The organism is Hylemonella sp. P2_B10 (assembly GCF_056404875.1).
In genome coordinates this window covers 1465573-1482684 of record NZ_JBFUDE010000001.1, presented here as the reverse complement: position 1 = coordinate 1482684, position 17112 = coordinate 1465573, and the positions used below count along the sequence as shown (strand labels likewise).

Here is a 17112-nt window from a genome sequence, read left to right as displayed (position 1 = left end):
GCGTCAGGCAGGGACGTGGCCCAATCGCGGTGGCTGACCGCCGCCTGCGCTGCTGGATGGGTGCCCAAGTCTGGCCGGGCTGGCGTGGCTTGGGGCCCTGTGGACATGGTCGCTGTCGTTGAGTTTGAAGGTGGACACCACCTGCACCAGCTCCTGCGCCTGCGTGCGCAGGCTGCTGGCGGCGGCAGCCATTTGTTCCACCAAGGCGGCGTTCTGCTGGGTGACCTGGTCCATCTGGGTCACCGCCTCACCCACTTGTGACACGCCCTGGGACTGTTCGCTGCTGGCGGCGCTGATCTCGCCCATGATGTCGGTGACCCGCTTGATCGAGGTGACGACTTCGGTCATGGTGATGCCGGCCTGGTCCACCAGTGTGGTGCCGTGGGCCACGCGGTCCACGCTGGCGTTGATGAGGTTCTTGATTTCCTTGGCCGCCTCCGCTGAGCGGCTGGCCAGGCTGCGCACCTCGCTGGCGACGACAGCAAAGCCGCGCCCCTGCTCCCCCGCGCGAGCCGCTTCCACCGCGGCATTCAGCGCCAGGATGTTGGTCTGAAAGGCGATGCCGTCGATGACGCTGATGATGTCGGAGATCTTCTTGGATGAGGTGTTGATGTCTTTCATGGTCTCCACCACCTGGCCCACCACGTCACCGCCCTTGACGGCGACGGAGCTGGCCTGTATGGCCAGCTGATTGGCCTGCCGGGCGTTGTCGGCATTGAGCTTGACGGTGGAGCTGAGCTCTTCCATGGAGGCGGCGGTTTCTTCCAGCGCGCTGGCCTGGCTCTCGGTGCGCGACGACAGGTCGTGGTTGCCCTGCGCGATCTCCGCGCTGGCGGTGGACACGCCCTCGGCGCCCGCGCGCACGGTGGAGACCGTCTTGATCAGGCTTTGCTGCATCTCCTTGATGCTGCGCAACAGGCGGGCCAGCTCGTCGCCACCGCTGCTGTCGATGCTGCGCGTCAGATCGCCGGCCGCAACCGCCGACGCCGCCTGCATGGCCTTGCCCACCGGCTGCACCACCATGCGGGTGGCCAAGACGCCCAGCAGCCCGGCCAGGACGATGACCACCGCCAAGGCGATCCAGGTGCCGGTCTTGGCGGTGGTGGCGGCGTTTTTGCCCTTGGCGCTGGCGTCTGCCGACAGCTTTTCATTGAACACGATGTGCTCGGCCGAAGCCTTGGCGGCGGCGTTGTACTTGACCCGGGTGTCGCCGAACAGCATGGCCGTTGCATCCTTGCGGCCCTGCTCACCGCTCAGGGCCAGCGGAACCATCTTGCTGCTGGCGGCCTGGTAGGCATCGAACCTGGAACCGTTTTCCAGAAAGAAGCGGCGGTCTTCGGCATTCACGATCATCGGTTCGTAGTCCTTGATCAGCTTTCTGCCTTCCGCCAGGGTGGTTTCGATGCGCGTCTTGAGGCTGGCCTGCTCCTTGTCGTCCGCCAGCAGTATCTGCGCTTCCAGCCGGCGTGCATCGCTCAACTTGGCCTGGGTTCTGTAGAGCAGCACGATGCTGGGCAGAACGTTGTCTGCAAGGTCGACCACCGAGGTTTCAACGATGGCGATGCGTGAATACGCAAACAACCCAAGGAAGACGGCCAAAAGCGCGACGGCGGCGAAAGCCGCCTTGAGTTTGGCGCCGATCGAGAGAGTGCTCATGGTCATGGCTCCTCAACGAAATTATTGTTCTTCGACCCCTAAGTCAACCATACCTGAAAAGGGCCGTGCCGTCATGTTTTGGTGCGGAGCAGCACGGCACGGCAAGACGGCGTCGCGACGGCGCCGGGAGCGTGCAGAGGGATGGTGCGGCTCCCATGCGCCGCACACCGGGGTCGTGGCCAGCCTCAGTTGGCAACGTGCTGGAACGTCACTGGCCCGGTGAATTTGGGGATGACGATGAGGTCCAGCATTTCGGCGGCGTGCAGGCTGGCCAGGGTGCAGTGGAGGTTGGTGGGATCCTGCGCCATCCACTTGACCAGCAGGGTGCCGGCAGTGACGGAGATGTCCACGATCTGCGGCGTGTGGCAGGGTGTGCCCAGGCCCAGTGACACGGCCACGAGCGTGGAGGTCTGGAAGTTGATGCCGCTGGGCAGGGGTGGGACCACGTAGGGTTGCCCGGGGGAGAGACGGGCCACTGCGCTGGGCGGCGCGCTGTTCCATACAGCGGCCAGCTCGCCTTGTGACTGGAACACATAGTTGCCTGCATCGATGGCGGGCACGTATTGGAAATCCAGCAGCAGCCGGGTGCCCAGCACCGGCGTGGTGACGGGGGCGATGGACACGTCCGTGCCGCCACCACCGCCACAACCCGTGCACAGCAGCGCGGCCAGCACGCATGGGGCGAGCCAGAAACGGGGCAGCGCAAGCGGTGTGCTGTGCATGGTGGCGGTGTGGGCGGAGCCTATTGCGGCAACTGTATCTTCAGCACCGCCGTGCCGGTTCCTGCGTACAGCACATTGCTCGTGCCCCAGGCCAGGCTGGTGATGGGGGGCAGCACGCCGGGCAGGTCGCCCAGCATCAGGCCTCGGGTGGTGCCGGTGGTGCCGGCCATCAGCGTGACGGCGCCGCTGGGGGCGACCCTGTATAGCCGCACGGTGTCGTTGGTGGGGAGCTCGTCGCCGCGCATGGTGATGGCGACAAAGATGTTGCCTGCCGGGTCCACCGCCATGGCGGTGATGGCGCCCAGCGCGCCCGAGGCGACCGGGGTGCTGACGACGCCGGCGGGCGTGACCTTGCGCACCTGGTAGCCCTCCAGCAGGTAGAGGTTGTCCGCACTGTCGCGGGCGATTTTGCCGCCGGGGGCGAATAAGCGCGCCGTCGCCACGGGGCCGTCGGTCTGGCATGGGGACTCGCAAGGGATGTCCCACCTGCCGGCCACGGTGCTGACCACGCCGGCGGGGCTGAGCTTGCGCAGCAGGCCGGCGTAGCTGCCGCCGGGCCCGACGGAGCCGTGGTCCGTCAGGTACAGGTTTCCGGTGGGGTCCACCACCACATCGCCCAGCCCGAAGAAGCTGGCTGTGGCCACTGGGCCATCCGTCAGGCCGGTGCGGCCGGCGCCGGCCACCGTGGTCACCACACCGGCGGGGGTGACTTTGCGCACGGTGTTGGTGTCGGTCACATACAGGTTGTCCGCGCTGTCCAGGCCCAGCCCCAGTTTGAAGCCAAACCGGGCCGCGATGCCGGTGCCGTCGGTGGTGCCGGTCTCGACGCCGCCGGCCAGGGTGCTCACCGCGCCAGCGGGGGTGACCTTGCGCACACCGAAGTTGTCGGCCACCAGCAGGTTACCGCCACTGTCGACGGCGATGTCGGTGGTGGCGCGGAAGCGTGCGGCGTTGCCGGTGCCGTCCACCCAGCCGGGAGCCGACGCCTGGCTGCCGGCATAGACGCTGGAGACACCGGCGGGGGTGAGCTTGCGCACCACATGGCTGCCGTCGTCGGCGACGTACAGGTTGCCGGCGTTGTCGACCGAGAGGCCCAGCAGGCCGGCGTAGTTGGTGGGCGCGGCCACCCTGAAGTTGTCGCCGCTGACCAGCGTGGTCACCACACCGGCGGGAGTGACCTTGCGCACCGCCGGCCGGTTGCCGGGCTCTGGCAGGTACAGGTTGCCGGCCTCCGTCACATACAGGTTGCCGCTGGCATCGATGGTCAGGCCCGAGGGGTTGGCGAACGCGGCGGCGTTGCCGCTGCCATCCACACGCTGGCAGTAGTCGGGCGAACCGGCCAGCGTGCTGACCACGCCGGCCTGGGTGAGCTTGCGCAGCAGGCAGGTGCCGGCGTCCACCACATACACGTTGCCGCTGCGGTCCACGGCAATGCCCTGGGGCTTGGTGAAGCGGGCGACGTTGTTGTCGCCATCGGTCCAGCCCGGGGCGCCGTAACTGCCGGCCAGCCGGGTGACGGTGCCGCCGTCGGGCGTGATGCGGTAGACGGAGTCGGCCTTGATGTTGATGAAGCCGTAGGCGGCGTAGAGCTCGCCATCGGTCACGTACACATAGCCGGCGGCGTCCACCGCGATGCCCCCCAGTGACGCGAAGCCGGCGGATGCGAAGGTGCCGACAGGAAACTTCTCCAGGCCGGCCAGCGTGGTGACCATGCCGCCGGGGGTGATCTTGCGCACAAGGTTGAAGTCGGCCACGTACAGCGTGCCGGCCGCGTCCACCGCGACGGCGGTGGGGTGGTTGAAGCGCGCGGCGCTGCCCTGGCCATCGGCGTACCCGCCGTACAAGGGTGGGCTGCCGACCTGGTTGGCGCCGCCGGCCAAGGTGCTGACCACGCCGGCGGGGGTGATCTTGCGGATGAGGCGGTTGCCGCTGTCAGCCACGTAAATATTGCCGGCGGCGTCCACGGCGGTGGCGCTGGGGGTGGTGAAGCTGGCCAATGTGGCCACGCCGTCCAGGTTGCCCGGGCCGCCCGCGCTGCCAGCCAGCAGGCTGATGCCGGGGGKGGGGGTGGTGGGGGTGGTAGGCGTTGTGGGGGTGGTAGGTGTGGTCGGCGTCGCGGGACTGCTGCCGCCGCCCCCACCGCCGCAGGCTACGCACAGCAGCGTGGCCAATGCCGTGCTCACCAGCACGCGGGCCGACGCGCAAGCGCGCGGGGCCTTCGTTTGAAGGAATTTCATTGTGTAGTCCTCACCTGACGGAACCTGCTGACAGTGACAGCTGCAGCTGGTCCCATTCTAGGAACAGGGGCAGCGGATGCAAGCTGGAACCGGCCTACGATGTGATGCACGGCACATGGTTGGGCAGGAAGACACAGGCGGCCGGCATGTGGCATGCCGTCGGCTGTCACGCAACCGTCATGTCACGGTCACGCGGTCAGTCCGACGGGGCTGGTTGCGAGGGGTCCACCAGGCTGCGCACCATGTGCTCAACGCGGGTGAGCTCGGTGCTGGTTGCTTCGAGTGACGCCAGCAGGTTGGGTTGTGCAGCGCCGGGGCTCGTGGCCTGCTGCAGGATGCCCTGCACCTGGCGCTGCACACCGGCCAGGTGGTGCTGGATGTCGCGCTGGCGCTGGGTGCGCTCGCGGTTGGCCAGCGCCCGGGTGGCGGCGTCGGCGATCTGGCCCACGCGCTGGGTGTCGTCGGGCGTCCAGTTGCGCTGGCTGCCGATGTGTTCCACCATCAGCATGCCGGTGACGCGCTCGGGCAGTTGCAGCGGGAAGGCCAGCAGCGAGCGCACATCGCGCGGGGCCAGGTAGACGCGGCTCAGGTCTGCGGTGTCGCGGTGGCCTGCGGCGTCATACGCCACGATGGTTTCGGGCTGGGCCAGCCAGTCGAACAGCGAGGGCACCTGCTCGCGCGCCAGCAGCAGCGGCGTGGTGAAGCCGGCAATGCCGACGTCGAACACGCAGACGCCGCGCAGCGCCTCGCCGCCGGGCTCCAGCAGCCAGATGCCGGCGCGTGCCACGCCCACGGTGTTGCAGCTTTCGCGCGTGAGCAGCTGGAAGAAGTCGTCAATCGGGCCGCTGTCGACCAACGGGTTGTTCAGCAGGGTGACCAGGCGCTGGGTGTTGCTGGGGTGCAGGCCGGCCTTGTCTTCCAACTCGCGGCGGCGGTCGGGCGTCAGGTGTTCCTGGATCTGGCGCTCCAGGATCAGGCCGGCCTTCATCTCGTCCATGGCGGTGCGCAGGTCGCCGCGCTGCTCGGCGTAGTTGGCCAGCGCGAAGTGCTGCTGGGACAGGATGTGGTTGATGCCGCCCTGGCGGGCGATCTGCTGCCCTCGGCGCAGCGCGGCCATGGCGCCGTCGAGGTCGCCCTGGCGCGCCTTGGCATCGGCCAGGGCGCTGAGGATCTGGCTTTGGCCCCAGCTGTAGCCCACGCGGTCGGCCTCGGCCAGGGCGGCCGTCAAATGGCCGAAGGCGGCATCGAGGTCGGCGCGGGCCAGCGCCACCTTGGACAGGCCGAGCAGGGATTCGGCGGCGTAGTCGTGGTAGAAATCGGCGCGGCACAGCGCCAGCGCGGCGTCGAACATCTGCTGGGCTTCGTCCAGCTCGGCCAGGCGCAGCAGGTTGACGCCCAGGTTGATCTTGATCTTGGCGTCCAGGTAAGAGTCCCGCGCCTCATTGATGCGCTGGTTGGCCGAGCGGTGCAGGATGACGGCCGAGGCGTGGTCGCCCAGGGTGTCATAGATTTGCCCCAGGCCCACCTTGGCCAGCATCCAGCTGCGCACGTCGCCGCTGCCGCGTTCGCTGAGTTCCAGGCAGCCGGCCCAGTATTGCAGCGCGTGGTCGTATTCGCCGGTAGTGTAGTAGCCGCGGGCGATCAGCTCCATCAGCGGCGCCTGGTGGGGGAGCAGGTTTTGCGTTTGCGCCAGTTGCAGGGCTTCGAACAACCAGTTGCGGGCGTCCACCGCGCGGCCCAGGTGGTCCATGATGAGGCCGTAGTGCGTGGCGGCCTGCAGCTGGATGGGGGCCAGGCGCTGGTCGCGCGCTTCGACGATGGTGCGCTCGCACAGCGTCAGCGCGCCCTGGGGGTCGGCATGCAGGGAGGCGGCGATGCTCTGGATGCGCATCTGCAGGCGGGTGCTCACGTCGCTGACGGTGAGCACCTTCTTGACTTTGGGTTCGGTCATACGGGGGCGTGGCTGTTCACGCCCTGGATGGTACCGGCAAGTGGACACAGGGGCCACGAAACTTGGGTGGCCCGGTGGCTATCGCACCTGTTGAAGGGTGCGATCGCGGGGTGCTACGCCTCTGCCATGGGTTGCGCCTGGGGCGCGAACTGGGCTTCAGCCAGGGGCTGGGCTGCTGCAGCGGGTACTTGCCCGAAGCTTGACACCACGATGTCAAAGTAGGAACGGTCCAGCATGCGCATGGCATGGCGCCCGGCGGCCGCCTCCATGGCGTGGCGCTGTTCAGCGTCCATGCCGTCCGTCATCACCATGACGTCAGTGGTTCCCTTGTTTCCAAAGTCATCGACCAGACCCGCCACTTTGGCCGGTGGTGAACAGATGATGGCCAGGCTGGGGACGATTGGCAAGTCCTGTACCCGGCCGTAGACGACGGCGCCGGTCAGTTCACCGAAGTTGAAGTTCACGGCAAGGAGTGTTTTCTGGTGTGGGCCAGCATGCAGGCTGCGCCAGACCCTGTCACCCAGGATGCCTGCGATGCCGGAGGCGCCAGCCACGGCGATGGAGGAGGGATGGGGCAGCGAAGATTCGTCTTTGGGCATGTCCGTATTAGCGCCGAATTGCAGCCCCGGCAAATTGAGCCAAGTCAAGACTTTGGAAAGTCTTGACTTGCCGCAAAGACACGGATCAACCGGGCCACTAAGCTGCCACACCATGCCCAACACCGCCTTTGCACACGAACAAGCCATGAATGCCATCACCTGGTCCGATGCCCTGGCACTGGACATGCCGGTGATGGATCAAACCCACCAGGAGTTTGTCGGTTTGTTGGCACGGGTGCAGAACGCCCCCGACACGCTGTTGCCTGAGGCCTGGCGAGACCTGCTGCTGCACACCGAAGCACACTTCGGCCAGGAAGATGCGTGGATGCTGGCAACGGGTTTCGCAAACAACAACTGCCACACTGTGCAGCACGAAGTGGTGCTGCAGGTGATGCGCGAAGCGCTGCAGCGCGCCCGCGACACCGGCCCCGCACTGCTGCGCCGAATGGCCCAGGAGCTGGCGGATTGGTTCCCCGTGCACGCCCAGACCATGGACGCTGCGCTGGCATTTCATTTGCGCGGTGCAGGCATGGACTTGCACACCGGCCAATTGCCACAGGCATTGCGGTTGCCGATTGAATTGGTTCGCGGCTGCGGAGACCATGCTTGTGGCTCGGCAGAAGTGGCAGCCAAGGAGCTGCTTGCCTGAAAGGGTTCAATGTTGGCGAAGTATGGAGTCGTCGGGCCAGATCACCTGGCCGCGTAGCGCCTCCCGTCAGCGGATGCTGAACGGCGCCTGGTAGGGGCGGCCAAACGCGACGCCCGCCACCACGGCGCCGCTGGGGCGCAGGTGCAGCTTGCCTTCGCGCTTGTTGTTGCGGGTGTCGACGAAGGAGACCGGGCCTTCGACGAGCTCCAGGATGGACAGATCGGCCGGGGCGCCCAACAGCAGCGTGCCGTGCTTGGGGATGCGCCCGATCACCCGCGCCGGCGCGGTGGTGGCCATGCCCACCACCTCGGACAGCGAGAAGCCCAGGCCCAGCATCTTGCTCATCACCCACGGCAGGTAGGGCATGCCGGGCGTGTTGCCGGAGTAGACATGCAGGTCGGATGAGATGGTGTCTGGCGGGCAGCCTTGGGCGATGGCGGCCTCGGCAATGGTGTAGTCGAAACTGCCGCCGCCGTGGCCGATGTCGAACATGACGCCGCGCTTCTTGGCGGCCAGCGCGGCGGGCAGCAGCTTGCCGTCTTGCACGATGTTGGTGCCGTCGCCGGCGTTATTGGGGGCGCCGGAATAGCAGTGGGTGAGCACGTCGCCGGGGCGCAGGGCGTCGAGGATTTGCGACATCAGCGCGCGGTCGGCCACGCCGCCGATGTGGCACATCACTTTGGCCGGCACGCCGGAGCGCTCGCAGGCCTGGATGGCGCGCTTCAAAGGCTCCATGCCGTGGCGGGCGATGACGTTTTCGCTCATGCGCACCTTGACGCCCAGCACCATGTCGCTGTTTTCGGCCACCACGCGAGCGGCCGCATCGGGCTGCGCATAGTCGATGTTCATCAGCTCGGGCACGGGGAAGGTGGCCAGGCCGACGACGCCGATGTGCACAAAGGCAAACTGCCGCGTGCGCGAGGCCGGCACGATGAAGCGCCGGTAGGCGGCAAAGTTGTTGGCACCGGCGTCGCCCGCCGACACCACGGTGGTGGTGCACTGGTGGGCCACCAGTTCGTCGGCGGGAATGCCTATGGCTGAACCGTAGGGGTAGGTGTGGCAGTGCAGGTCGATCAAGCCGGGGGTGACGAGCTTGCCGGCCACGTCCATCACGCGCTGCGCGCGCTCGGGCGCGATGCTGGGCGCCACCGCTTCAATGAGGCCAAAGCGGATGCCGATGTCGCGTTTGCCGGACAGGCCCTGGCTGGGGTCCAGCACATTGGCGTTGCGGATCAGCAGGTCAAACTTGTCGGCCGGGCCCATGGCGGCGAGCACGGCACCGGGCAGGGTGCCCAGGGCCGCCAGGGACGCGCCGGCCTGGAAGAAATGCCGCCTGGAAAAGTTGTGCATGCTGGCCTCCTTGTGCTGAATGGAGCCGAGCAGACCTCGGCCTGGGAGGGATCACTGTGGGGACTGGCGCGGGGCAAGTCAAGCGGAGAATCCCGGCGCGGGCTCAGGGGGGTGATTGTGCGGCCATTTGCAGATGGCTGTCGGCCAGCCGTTCGTAGTCGGCCACCATGCCCTCGTAGCCCTGGATGAGTGATTTGCAATGCGTTGCCATGTTGGGGTTGCTGCGCTTGCCCTGCACCTGACGCTGGTAGGCCAGGATCATCTCGCGGTGCTCGGCGGCCTTGGCGCGCGCTGCGGTTGCCTCGCCTTGGAAATAGGCTGCCAGGGCTTCGTGGTCTGCGCGGCTGTGGGCGGCCGCTATCCGCTGGGGGAGCGATGGCTGCAGTGGCGGCGCAACGGCGGCGCAGCCGCTGAGTGCCATGCCGGCGAACAGCACGGCGGATGCGGTGCGCCGCGAACGATCAAAGTCTGTGCGCATGAGGGGCCTCCTGTTCGGAATCTGGTCATGCCATCATCGCCTGGCCAGGGGCGCAGGCACAGGGGCACAGGCTGCCTGGATGAGGGCGGGTTGATGTGTGTCAAGCCAGCGGCGGAGGCAGTGCGCACTGTTTGCGCTGAACCTGCCGCGTAGTACAGTGCGCGAGTTGCGCGGCCATGCGCTGGCCGCTGTCGCCAGTCAACCCCACCACGAATGGAAGCCGAGAACGCCATGCCCCTGAATGCCCAGCAACGCCAGCAACTGCGGCTGCAGTGCCGCACCCTGGTGCCCGGCTTTGCCACGCTGACACCGGCGCAGGAGTTTGTCGCGCTGGCCGCATGGTGCGCGGCGCGCGAAGGGCTGGTGCCCGAGGGCAGCGACACGCCGCAGCCGCTGCAGGATGTGTATGGCGACGGCGGGCTGGTGGCGCAGTTTGAGCGGCAGATTGCCACGCTGCTGGGCAAACCGGCGGCGGTGTTCATGCCCAGCGGGGTGATGGCGCAGCTGATTGCGGTGAAGCTGCATTGCGAGGCTGCGCGGCTGCCGCGCTTTGGCCTGGCGCCGCATTCGCACCTGGCGGTGCATGAGCAGGAGGCGGCGCAGGCGCTGTTTGGGCTGCACGGGGTGCCGCTGGGCCCGCGCCTGCGGCCCATTGTGGCGGCGGACCTGGCGGGCATGAAGCAACCGCTGGCCTGCGCGCTGGTGGAGCTGCCGGCGCGCGAGATTGGCGGGCAGCTGCCCACGTGGGACGAGCTGCAGGCGCTGAAAGACCAGGCGGGTTTGATGCGGCTGCCGCTGCACATGGATGGCGCGCGGCTGTGGCAGTGCCGGGCTTACTACCAGCGCAGCTTTGCCGAGATTGCGGACGGCTTTGCGTCGGTGTATGTGTCGATGTACAAGGATGTCGGCGGCATGGCGGGCGCGCTGCTGGCGGGGGAGGAAGACTTTGTGGCCCACGCACGGCTGTGGCAGCGGCGCATGGGCGGCAATCTGTACCAGCAGACGCCGCTGGTGGCCAGCGCGATGATGCGCTTTGAGCAGCGGCTGGCGCTGCTGGACGCCTGCTACCAACGCACGCTGGGGCTGGCGCAGGCGCTGGCGGCGTTGCCTGGTGTGCGGGTGAACCCGGCGGTGCCGCAGGGCAACATGCTGCATGTGCACCTGGACGCACCGGCCGATGCGCTGAACGAGGCGCGCGATGCGCTGGCGCAGGCCGAGGGCTGCTGGCTGATGGGTGCCGCGCGGCCTGCCGAGGTGCCGGGCTGGAGCATTGTGGAGGTGACGGTGGGGGACAACCTGCTGGCGCTGGAGGATGCGCAGGTGGTGGGGTGGCTGCAGCGGGTGCTGGTGCAGGCGCAAGGTGGGTAAGAACGAAGTGGGTACGCGCGAAGTGCGCTGTTTTTGCAACACTTGGCAGTTGTCCACACAAGATACATCACTGTTTGGGGCTGAGCGCTCCTACAATTCAAGGCAACTCTCCGCGACACCACGTCGTGTGCCCCAGGTGCCATAGACAGCCTGGGGGCGTCTGGATGGCAGACGAGAGCGCAGCAGCTCTGCTTGCTGTGCAGTGATTAGGTTAGAACTCTAAGCTACGTTCTGATTCAGCCCGCCTGGTGAAAGCCTGGCGGGTTTTTGTTTTTTGCGCGCTTGACGTGCAGGGCTTTTGGGGGAATTGCTGTGGGCCTTTTGGACATGTTCAACACCAGGCGCTTCATTCCCGACGCGCGACAGGGCTTACTGGGTTCACCGGATGATGAGGATGCAAGCGGCTCGCCAGAGTTTGCGCTGGGGGACCAAGCCGACGGGAACGCACTTCCTGATCGACAACGACGGCACGATTATCAGAGGGCAGGGCTTGATAAGTCGACCTGGCATGTGGGGCCGGTGCGATCGCGGGCGGAGGACGAAGGAACCTGGACGCCCGAGGAGAAGAAAAAGATGGTCTCACTTTCGAAGACATTGGCGCGACAGGTCCGGGTCGATATCAGACAGGTGCGATCCGGCCCAAAATCACAGCGCTGGAAGGGCCGACCATCTGGCGCCCTCCGAAGGCGGGCCACACACCAGAAGAGGTCGCGATAGTGATGGCGTATGTCGACGCGTTCAACGAAGCAATAGAAGGTGGCAGGATTTCTCCTACTGGCCGCGTTCCGACCGGTGGTGAAAGGGGGCAGAAATCCGCGGCAGATCGGAAGAGAGAACGAAGAAGGGCTGAAGCTGAAGGGACGCCATACAAGGACCATGCGGCCCATTTCCCTGACAGGACTTGGCTCAACGACACAGACCCCCTCAGTACCGAGACATTTCAGGACGAGTGAATAGCAGCCTTGGCGCGCAGTCGCAGCAGTACCCCATTGGTTTCAGGCCCAATGCGGCAATCTACTCCGAGGAGTGGTGACTTCCGGCATCCGAAGGCGTATTCTTATGCAAAGGACAAAGTACCAAGGGAAGATGATGAGCATCCATTGGAAACACGCAATCGACCATTTCTGTCACTGGAAGAAGACGTTGGCGGAGTTGGATACCAGCGGCCAGCAGGTGTTTGTCCCGCAGCGGCGGCCAGTTTCGCCAGACAAGGTGACAGAAGCCGAGCGCTTGGTTGGCACGGTTTTTCCGCAGGACTACAAGGATTTTCTGCGGCACTTTGACGGCTTCCGTGGTTTTTCGAATCTGCTGGACTTGTATGGCGCTACTGATGTCTTGCAAGGCAAGTCCGACGCGCTGCGCAAGCTGCCAAGGGTCATGGAATATCTCGCACACCACCGCCTTCGTGATGAAGACGTGGTGCCCATCGGGGCTGATCCAGACCAGACAACCATCATGATGCTCTTCTCGCCGACCTCACGTATCCAGCCCAGCGGTGTGTTCGTGATTGAACCAGACGACTGGCCGACTGCCGCCAGGTCGTTTGCTGTCTTCTTCATAATGCTGACTGAAGGAATGGAACGGGCCGTGGTGGAGGGTGTGGGGAAAATGCGACTCGAAAACTGGCATGCGGCCAACGACGAGTGACGGTTTATTTTTGAGCCTTTTGCTGTATAAGGTCTTGTTAAAAAAGTGCAGTTATCCACACAAGATACATCACACTTTTTTTGCAATCGTCCTATACTTCTTTTCATCAACCCCGCGACACAGTGTCGTGCGACTCAGGAGCCACATGGCTGCCTGAGCACGCCTGACAGATAGCAATCGCGAGACTGGTTGAGTTGACCAACATCTGAAACCCGCCCGGCGCAAGCCCGGCGGGTTTTGCTTTTTTTCGTCCGCCGCGCCTTCGCCACCCAACGCTCCACGCACGCCTATTTGAACGACTGGTGGGCTGGGTGCAAGCCGGCGGGCAATCTTTTCTGTTTTGTGTTGTCACCCATGACTGTTGTTGCCATTTCTGCCGGGAAGAAGACCAGGGCCAAGGCCCCTGTTGCCGCCAAGACAGTGGCGAAGAAACCTACGGCAAGGAAGAGCAGCAAGGCGCTGCCGGAGCTGAACGAACACATCCTGCGCGCATTTGCGCTGGCGGGGGGAGATGCCTACCTGGCCAAGGTTGCGGAGAGCCACCCGTCCGCATTCTTGAGCCTGCTGGTGAAGGTGCTGCCGCTGCAGCTGGCGGACGAGGGTGCTGGTGCGTTGCACATCGGGAAGGTTGAGCGTGTCATCGTCCACCCTAAGGCTTGAGACGCCGGCGGTGTTTGAGCCGCTGTTGCACCCGGCTCGCTACAAGGGCGCGTATGGGGGGCGGGGCTCGGGCAAGAGCCATTTCTTTGGCGAGCTGCTGCTGGAGCGCAGCATTGCGGCCAAGGTGGATGCGGTGTGCGTGCGCGAGGTGCAGAAGAGCCTGGAGCAGTCGGTGAAGAAGCTGCTGGCGAGCAAGATTGCGGCGCTGAACGCCGGCGCCTACTTCACGGTGCAGGACGCCAAGATCAAGAGCGTGCACGGCGGGGTGATCATCTTTCAGGGCATGCAGGACCACACCAGCGATTCGATCAAGAGCCTGGAGGGCTATGACGTGATGTGGGCGGAGGAGGCGCAATCTTTAAGCCAGCGCAGCCTGGACCTGATGCGGCCAACGATCCGCAAGCCGGGCAGCGAGCTGTGGTTCAGCTGGAACCCGCGCCATGCCACGGACCCGGTGGATGCGCTGTTGCGCGGCGACAAGTTGCCGCCGGGGGCGGTGGTGGTGCGGGCCAACCATGCGGACAACCCCTTTTTGCCCGATGTGCTGCGCGACGAGATGGCGTATGACCGTGGCCGCGACCCCGACAAGTACCAACACGTGTGGCTGGGTGGCTATGTGCGCAACAGCGAGGCCCGTGTGCTGCGCAACTGGATCGTGCAGGAATTTGAGGCGCCACCGGGGGCGGTGCACCGGCTGGGGGCGGACTGGGGCTTCAGCGTGGACCCGAGTGTGCTGGTGCGCTGCCACATCGATGGCCGGCGCCTGTATGTGGACTATGAGGCCTACCAGGTGGGCTGCGAGATTGACAACCTGCCGGAGCTCTTTTTAAGCGTGCCGGAGGCGGAGAAGTGGCAGATCACCGCGGACAGCAGCCGACCGGAAACCATTAGCTACATGAAAAAGCATGGGTTCCCCCGGATGAACGCGGCCGTGAAGGGCCCGAAGAGCGTGGAAGAGGGTATCGAGTTCCTGCGCAGCTTTGACATCGTGGTGCACCCCAGGTGCGTGCACACGATAGACGAGCTGACGATGTACAGCTACAAGACCGACCCGCTGACGGGCGCGGTGCTGCCGCTGCTGCAGGACGCGGACAACCATGTCATCGACGCGCTGCGGTATGCGTGCGAGGGGGCGCGGCGGGCGGGGGCTGCCCCCGGCGCCGCGGACAAGGCAGCAGCGTTTCGGCCGGCGCCGCAGCCCGGGGGGTGGATGGCCTAGGGTCAGTGAACCTGGGGCGAAGCCGGTGCGGCAGGTGCAGTGCTGTTTTGCGCGGCCTGCGCGATCTGCGCGGCCAGGTTCTGCGCGAGGTCGGCTGTGACCAGAAAGCGGACTTCTGAGGACTTGCCGTTGGAAAAACGGGTGGCAAACACCAGCTCGACACCGCCGATGAGCTTGCCTTCGTGGTCCAGCCGGACGCTGTTGGCTTCGAATTTCTCCAGGGGGTAGCGTGTGGTTTCTGTCATGGTTGATCACCTAATTGGAAGAGTTTGTGTCGCTGCTCGATGCTCGGAGCAAGTGGCGATGATTATCCCAGCAATTCGCATATGAACATGGACGACAACGAAGCCGAAGACCACGGCGGCCGTGAGCCACCGCGTGAGGACGACGATGTGCTGCAGCAGGCCAAGGATGCGCTGAAGCGCGCCATGGACGCCGAGGCGCGCAACCGCAGCAACTGGCTGGAGGACGTGCGTTTTGCGCGGCTGGGCGAGCAGTGGCCGGAGGCGGTGCGCCGCCAGCGCGAGCTGCAGGGGCGGCCGTGCCTGACCATCAACCGGTTGCCGGCCTTCATACGCCAGGTGACGAACAGCGCGCGGCAGAACAAGCCGGCCATCAAGACGCACCCGGTGGGCGATGGGGCGGACGAGGCGACCAGCAAGATACTGAACGGGTTGATACGCAACATCGAGATCAGCAGCAATGCCGATGTGGCGTATGACACCGCGCTGGAGCATGCGGTGACGGGGGGCTTTGGCTACCTGCGGGTGGGCACGGAGTATGCCGGCGACGATGCGTTTGACCAGGAGATACGCATTGAGCGGGTGGCGAACCCGCTGACGGTGTTTGGCGACCCGGATTGCATGGATGCGGATTCGGCCAACTGGAACGTGGCCCTTGTGACGGAGCTGCTGCACAAGGACGATTTCAAGAAGCGCTGGCCGGATGCTCAGGCGGCGGACTTTGAGGCCGACGCGCGCGACAAGGATCGCCAGTGGTTCACCGACGACATGCTGCGCGTGGCCGAGTACTGGACGCGGGAGCAGGTGCCGGCGACCATCCACCTGCTGAGCAATGGCGCGGTGATGGACGATGCGGCGCTGGAGGCGGCGCAGCCGCTGCTGGAGGTGCAGGGGGTGACGGTGGTGCGCCAGCGCGAGACGCTGACGCACCGGGTGACGCAGCACATTGTGAGTGGCGCGGAGGTGCTGGAGACGAATGCCTGGGCGGGCCGCTACATACCCATTGTGCCGGTGTATGGGGACGAGGTGATTGTGGAGGGCGAGCGGCACCTGCTGAGCCTGGTGCGCTTTGCGCAGGACCCACAGCGCATGTTCAACTACTGGCGCACGGCCAGCACGGAGCTGGTGGCGCTGGCGCCGAAGGCGCCGTTTGTGGGGGCGAAGGGCTCGTTTGCCAGTGATGCGCACAAGTGGGGCACGGCCAACACGGACCCCCATGCCTACCTGGAATATGACGTGGTGGAAGGTGCCATGCCGCCGCAGCGCCAGCCGTTTGCCGGGCCGCCGGCCGGTGCGCTGCAGGAGAGCCTGAACGCCAGTGACGACATGAAGGCGATCATGGGGTTGTTTGACGCCTCTCTGGGGGCGCGCAGCAACGAGACCAGCGGCATTGCGATCAGCCAGCGCAAGCGGCAGGGGGACATGTCGACCTTCAACTTTCTGGACAACCAGGCGCGGGCGTTGCGGCACCTGGGGCGCATTCTGGTGGACTTGATACCGCGGGTGTACAACACGGCGCGCATTGTGCGGGTGATGCATGAGGACGGCACGAACGAGCGCGTGCAGGTGAAGCCGCAGCCGCAGCCGCCACAGATGCAGGCGCCCCAGGGGCAGCCGCCGCAAGTGCAAGCCCCGCAGCCGGTGGACGACGCCACGCCGCAGGAGATGCAGACCCGGCTGGCGGGCCTGGCCCGGGTGTATGACCTGACGGTGGGCAAGTACGACGTGACGGTGGACACGGGGCCCAGCTACCAGAGCAAGCGGGAAGAGGCGGCGCAGCAGATCATGGATTTCATCCATGCCTACCCGCCGGCCGGGCCGCTGGTGGGCGACCTGCTGGCCAAGAACCTAGACTGGCCGGGCGCGGACGACATGGCCAAGCGGCTGCACGCGATGCTGCCGCCGCAGATTTTGGGGCCGAACCAGGCGGGCGACCAGGTGCGCCAGCAGATGGGCGCGCAGATGCAGCAGATGGACCAGCATGCGCGTGAGGCGGTCGGGGCGCTGAAGCAGCAGCTGCAACAGCTGGCCGGGCAACTGCAGCAGGCGCAGCAGCAGCTGGCGGCCGGGCAGCAGGACAAGGCGGTGGAGGCGAAGAAGCTGCAGATAGACGGCTTCAACGCCGAGACCAGCCGGCTGAAGGTGCTGGGCACCGCGCTGACGCCGCAGGCGGTGCAGGCGCTGGTGTGGCAGACGGTGCGGGAGGCGCTGGCCATGCCGCTCGCAACCCCTGGCGTGAGCGAGCGACCCGCGCCAGAGGCCATGAATGGCGGCGCCATGGCGTCTGCCGTACCCGAACATGGCGCACCGGGTGCGCCTGTGCCGCTCGCCTGA

General features: G+C 65.9%; 14 protein-coding genes. 6 read left to right on the top strand and 8 right to left on the bottom strand.

From position 1 onward, the window contains the following. Nucleotides 1-3: 3 nt before the first annotated feature. From AC1DX2_RS06980 to AC1DX2_RS06960, 5 genes are all read right to left on the bottom strand, one after another. Nucleotides 4-1656 (bottom strand): methyl-accepting chemotaxis protein, encoded by a 1653-nt coding sequence (locus tag AC1DX2_RS06980; protein WP_477195565.1) that lies wholly within the window; start codon nt 1654-1656, stop codon nt 4-6. 185 nt (nt 1657-1841) lie between these two features. Next, entirely contained in the window at nt 1842-2378 is a 537-nt protein-coding gene (locus tag AC1DX2_RS06975) for a hypothetical protein (protein ID WP_477195564.1), read from the bottom strand. A 20-nt stretch (nt 2379-2398) separates the two neighbouring features. Continuing rightward, nucleotides 2399-4615: an NHL domain-containing protein gene (locus AC1DX2_RS06970; protein WP_477195563.1), complete on the bottom strand. Its 2217-nt coding sequence runs from the start codon at nt 4613-4615 to the stop codon at nt 2399-2401. Between the two features lie 196 nt (nt 4616-4811). Beyond that, nucleotides 4812-6566: a GAF domain-containing protein gene (locus tag AC1DX2_RS06965; protein ID WP_477195562.1), complete on the bottom strand. Its 1755-nt coding sequence runs from the start codon at nt 6564-6566 to the stop codon at nt 4812-4814. 113 nt (nt 6567-6679) lie between these two features. Continuing rightward, nucleotides 6680-7165: a CoA-binding protein gene (locus AC1DX2_RS06960; protein ID WP_477195561.1), complete on the bottom strand. Its 486-nt coding sequence runs from the start codon at nt 7163-7165 to the stop codon at nt 6680-6682. Between AC1DX2_RS06960 and AC1DX2_RS06955 the strand changes: the two genes are divergently transcribed. Beyond that, a complete protein-coding gene (locus tag AC1DX2_RS06955) occupies nt 7164-7814 on the top strand; it encodes a hemerythrin domain-containing protein (RefSeq protein WP_477195769.1) in 651 nt (216 codons plus the stop codon). The genes AC1DX2_RS06960 and AC1DX2_RS06955 overlap by 2 nt on opposite strands. Nucleotides 7815-7880: 66 nt before the next feature. Here the strand turns inward: AC1DX2_RS06955 and AC1DX2_RS06950 are convergent, their stop codons facing one another. Continuing rightward, nucleotides 7881-9164, bottom strand: coding sequence for an amidohydrolase (locus AC1DX2_RS06950; protein ID WP_477195560.1), 1284 nt, complete (start codon nt 9162-9164; stop codon nt 7881-7883). Between the two features lie 103 nt (nt 9165-9267). Continuing rightward, nucleotides 9268-9642: a hypothetical protein gene (locus AC1DX2_RS06945; RefSeq protein WP_477195559.1), complete on the bottom strand. Its 375-nt coding sequence runs from the start codon at nt 9640-9642 to the stop codon at nt 9268-9270. Between the two features lie 231 nt (nt 9643-9873). On the opposite strand from AC1DX2_RS06945, the gene AC1DX2_RS06940 reads away from it, so the two are divergent. The 4 genes from AC1DX2_RS06940 (at nt 9874) to AC1DX2_RS06925 (ending at nt 14536) form a co-directional block, all read left to right on the top strand. Next, nucleotides 9874-11010: a threonine aldolase family protein gene (locus AC1DX2_RS06940; protein ID WP_477195558.1), complete on the top strand. Its 1137-nt coding sequence runs from the start codon at nt 9874-9876 to the stop codon at nt 11008-11010. A 1089-nt stretch (nt 11011-12099) separates the two neighbouring features. Continuing rightward, a complete protein-coding gene (locus AC1DX2_RS06935; RefSeq protein WP_477195557.1) occupies nt 12100-12657 on the top strand; it encodes an SMI1/KNR4 family protein in 558 nt (185 codons plus the stop codon). A gap of 237 nt (nt 12658-12894) precedes the next feature. Continuing rightward, nucleotides 12895-13317: a hypothetical protein gene (locus AC1DX2_RS06930; protein WP_477195556.1), complete on the top strand. Its 423-nt coding sequence runs from the start codon at nt 12895-12897 to the stop codon at nt 13315-13317. Further along, entirely contained in the window at nt 13292-14536 is a 1245-nt protein-coding gene (locus tag AC1DX2_RS06925) for a PBSX family phage terminase large subunit (RefSeq protein ID WP_477195555.1), read from the top strand. Before AC1DX2_RS06930 ends, AC1DX2_RS06925 begins: the two co-directional genes overlap by 26 nt. A 2-nt stretch (nt 14537-14538) precedes the next feature. On the opposite strand, the gene AC1DX2_RS06920 is transcribed toward AC1DX2_RS06925, so the two are convergent. Beyond that, the gene (locus tag AC1DX2_RS06920) at nt 14539-14781 is read right to left on the bottom strand and encodes a hypothetical protein (protein WP_477195554.1); all 243 of its coding nucleotides are present in this window, start codon (nt 14779-14781) and stop codon (nt 14539-14541) included. An 87-nt stretch (nt 14782-14868) separates the two neighbouring features. On the opposite strand from AC1DX2_RS06920, the gene AC1DX2_RS06915 reads away from it, so the two are divergent. Then, nucleotides 14869-17112, top strand: coding sequence for a portal protein (locus AC1DX2_RS06915; RefSeq protein ID WP_477195553.1), 2244 nt, complete (start codon nt 14869-14871; stop codon nt 17110-17112).

Bases quoted from the DNA above. Each gene is read 5' to 3' on its own strand.
- AC1DX2_RS06980 (WP_477195565.1), bottom strand. From the start codon at position 1,656: ATGAGCACTCTCTCGATCGGCGCCAAACTCAAGGCGGCTTTCGCCGCC.
- AC1DX2_RS06975 (WP_477195564.1), bottom strand. From the start codon at position 2,378: ATGCACAGCACACCGCTTGCGCTGCCCCGTTTCTGGCTCGCCCCATGC.
- AC1DX2_RS06965 (WP_477195562.1), bottom strand. From the start codon at position 6,566: ATGACCGAACCCAAAGTCAAGAAGGTGCTCACCGTCAGCGACGTGAGC.
- AC1DX2_RS06955 (WP_477195769.1), top strand. From the start codon at position 7,164: ATGTCCGTATTAGCGCCGAATTGCAGCCCCGGCAAATTGAGCCAAGTC.
- AC1DX2_RS06960 (WP_477195561.1), bottom strand. From the start codon at position 7,165: ATGCCCAAAGACGAATCTTCGCTGCCCCATCCCTCCTCCATCGCCGTG.
- AC1DX2_RS06950 (WP_477195560.1), bottom strand. From the start codon at position 9,164: ATGCACAACTTTTCCAGGCGGCATTTCTTCCAGGCCGGCGCGTCCCTG.
- AC1DX2_RS06945 (WP_477195559.1), bottom strand. From the start codon at position 9,642: ATGCGCACAGACTTTGATCGTTCGCGGCGCACCGCATCCGCCGTGCTG.
- AC1DX2_RS06940 (WP_477195558.1), top strand. From the start codon at position 9,874: ATGCCCCTGAATGCCCAGCAACGCCAGCAACTGCGGCTGCAGTGCCGC.
- AC1DX2_RS06935 (WP_477195557.1), top strand. From the start codon at position 12,100: ATGAGCATCCATTGGAAACACGCAATCGACCATTTCTGTCACTGGAAG.
- AC1DX2_RS06920 (WP_477195554.1), bottom strand. From the start codon at position 14,781: ATGACAGAAACCACACGCTACCCCCTGGAGAAATTCGAAGCCAACAGC.
- AC1DX2_RS06915 (WP_477195553.1), top strand. From the start codon at position 14,869: ATGGACGACAACGAAGCCGAAGACCACGGCGGCCGTGAGCCACCGCGT.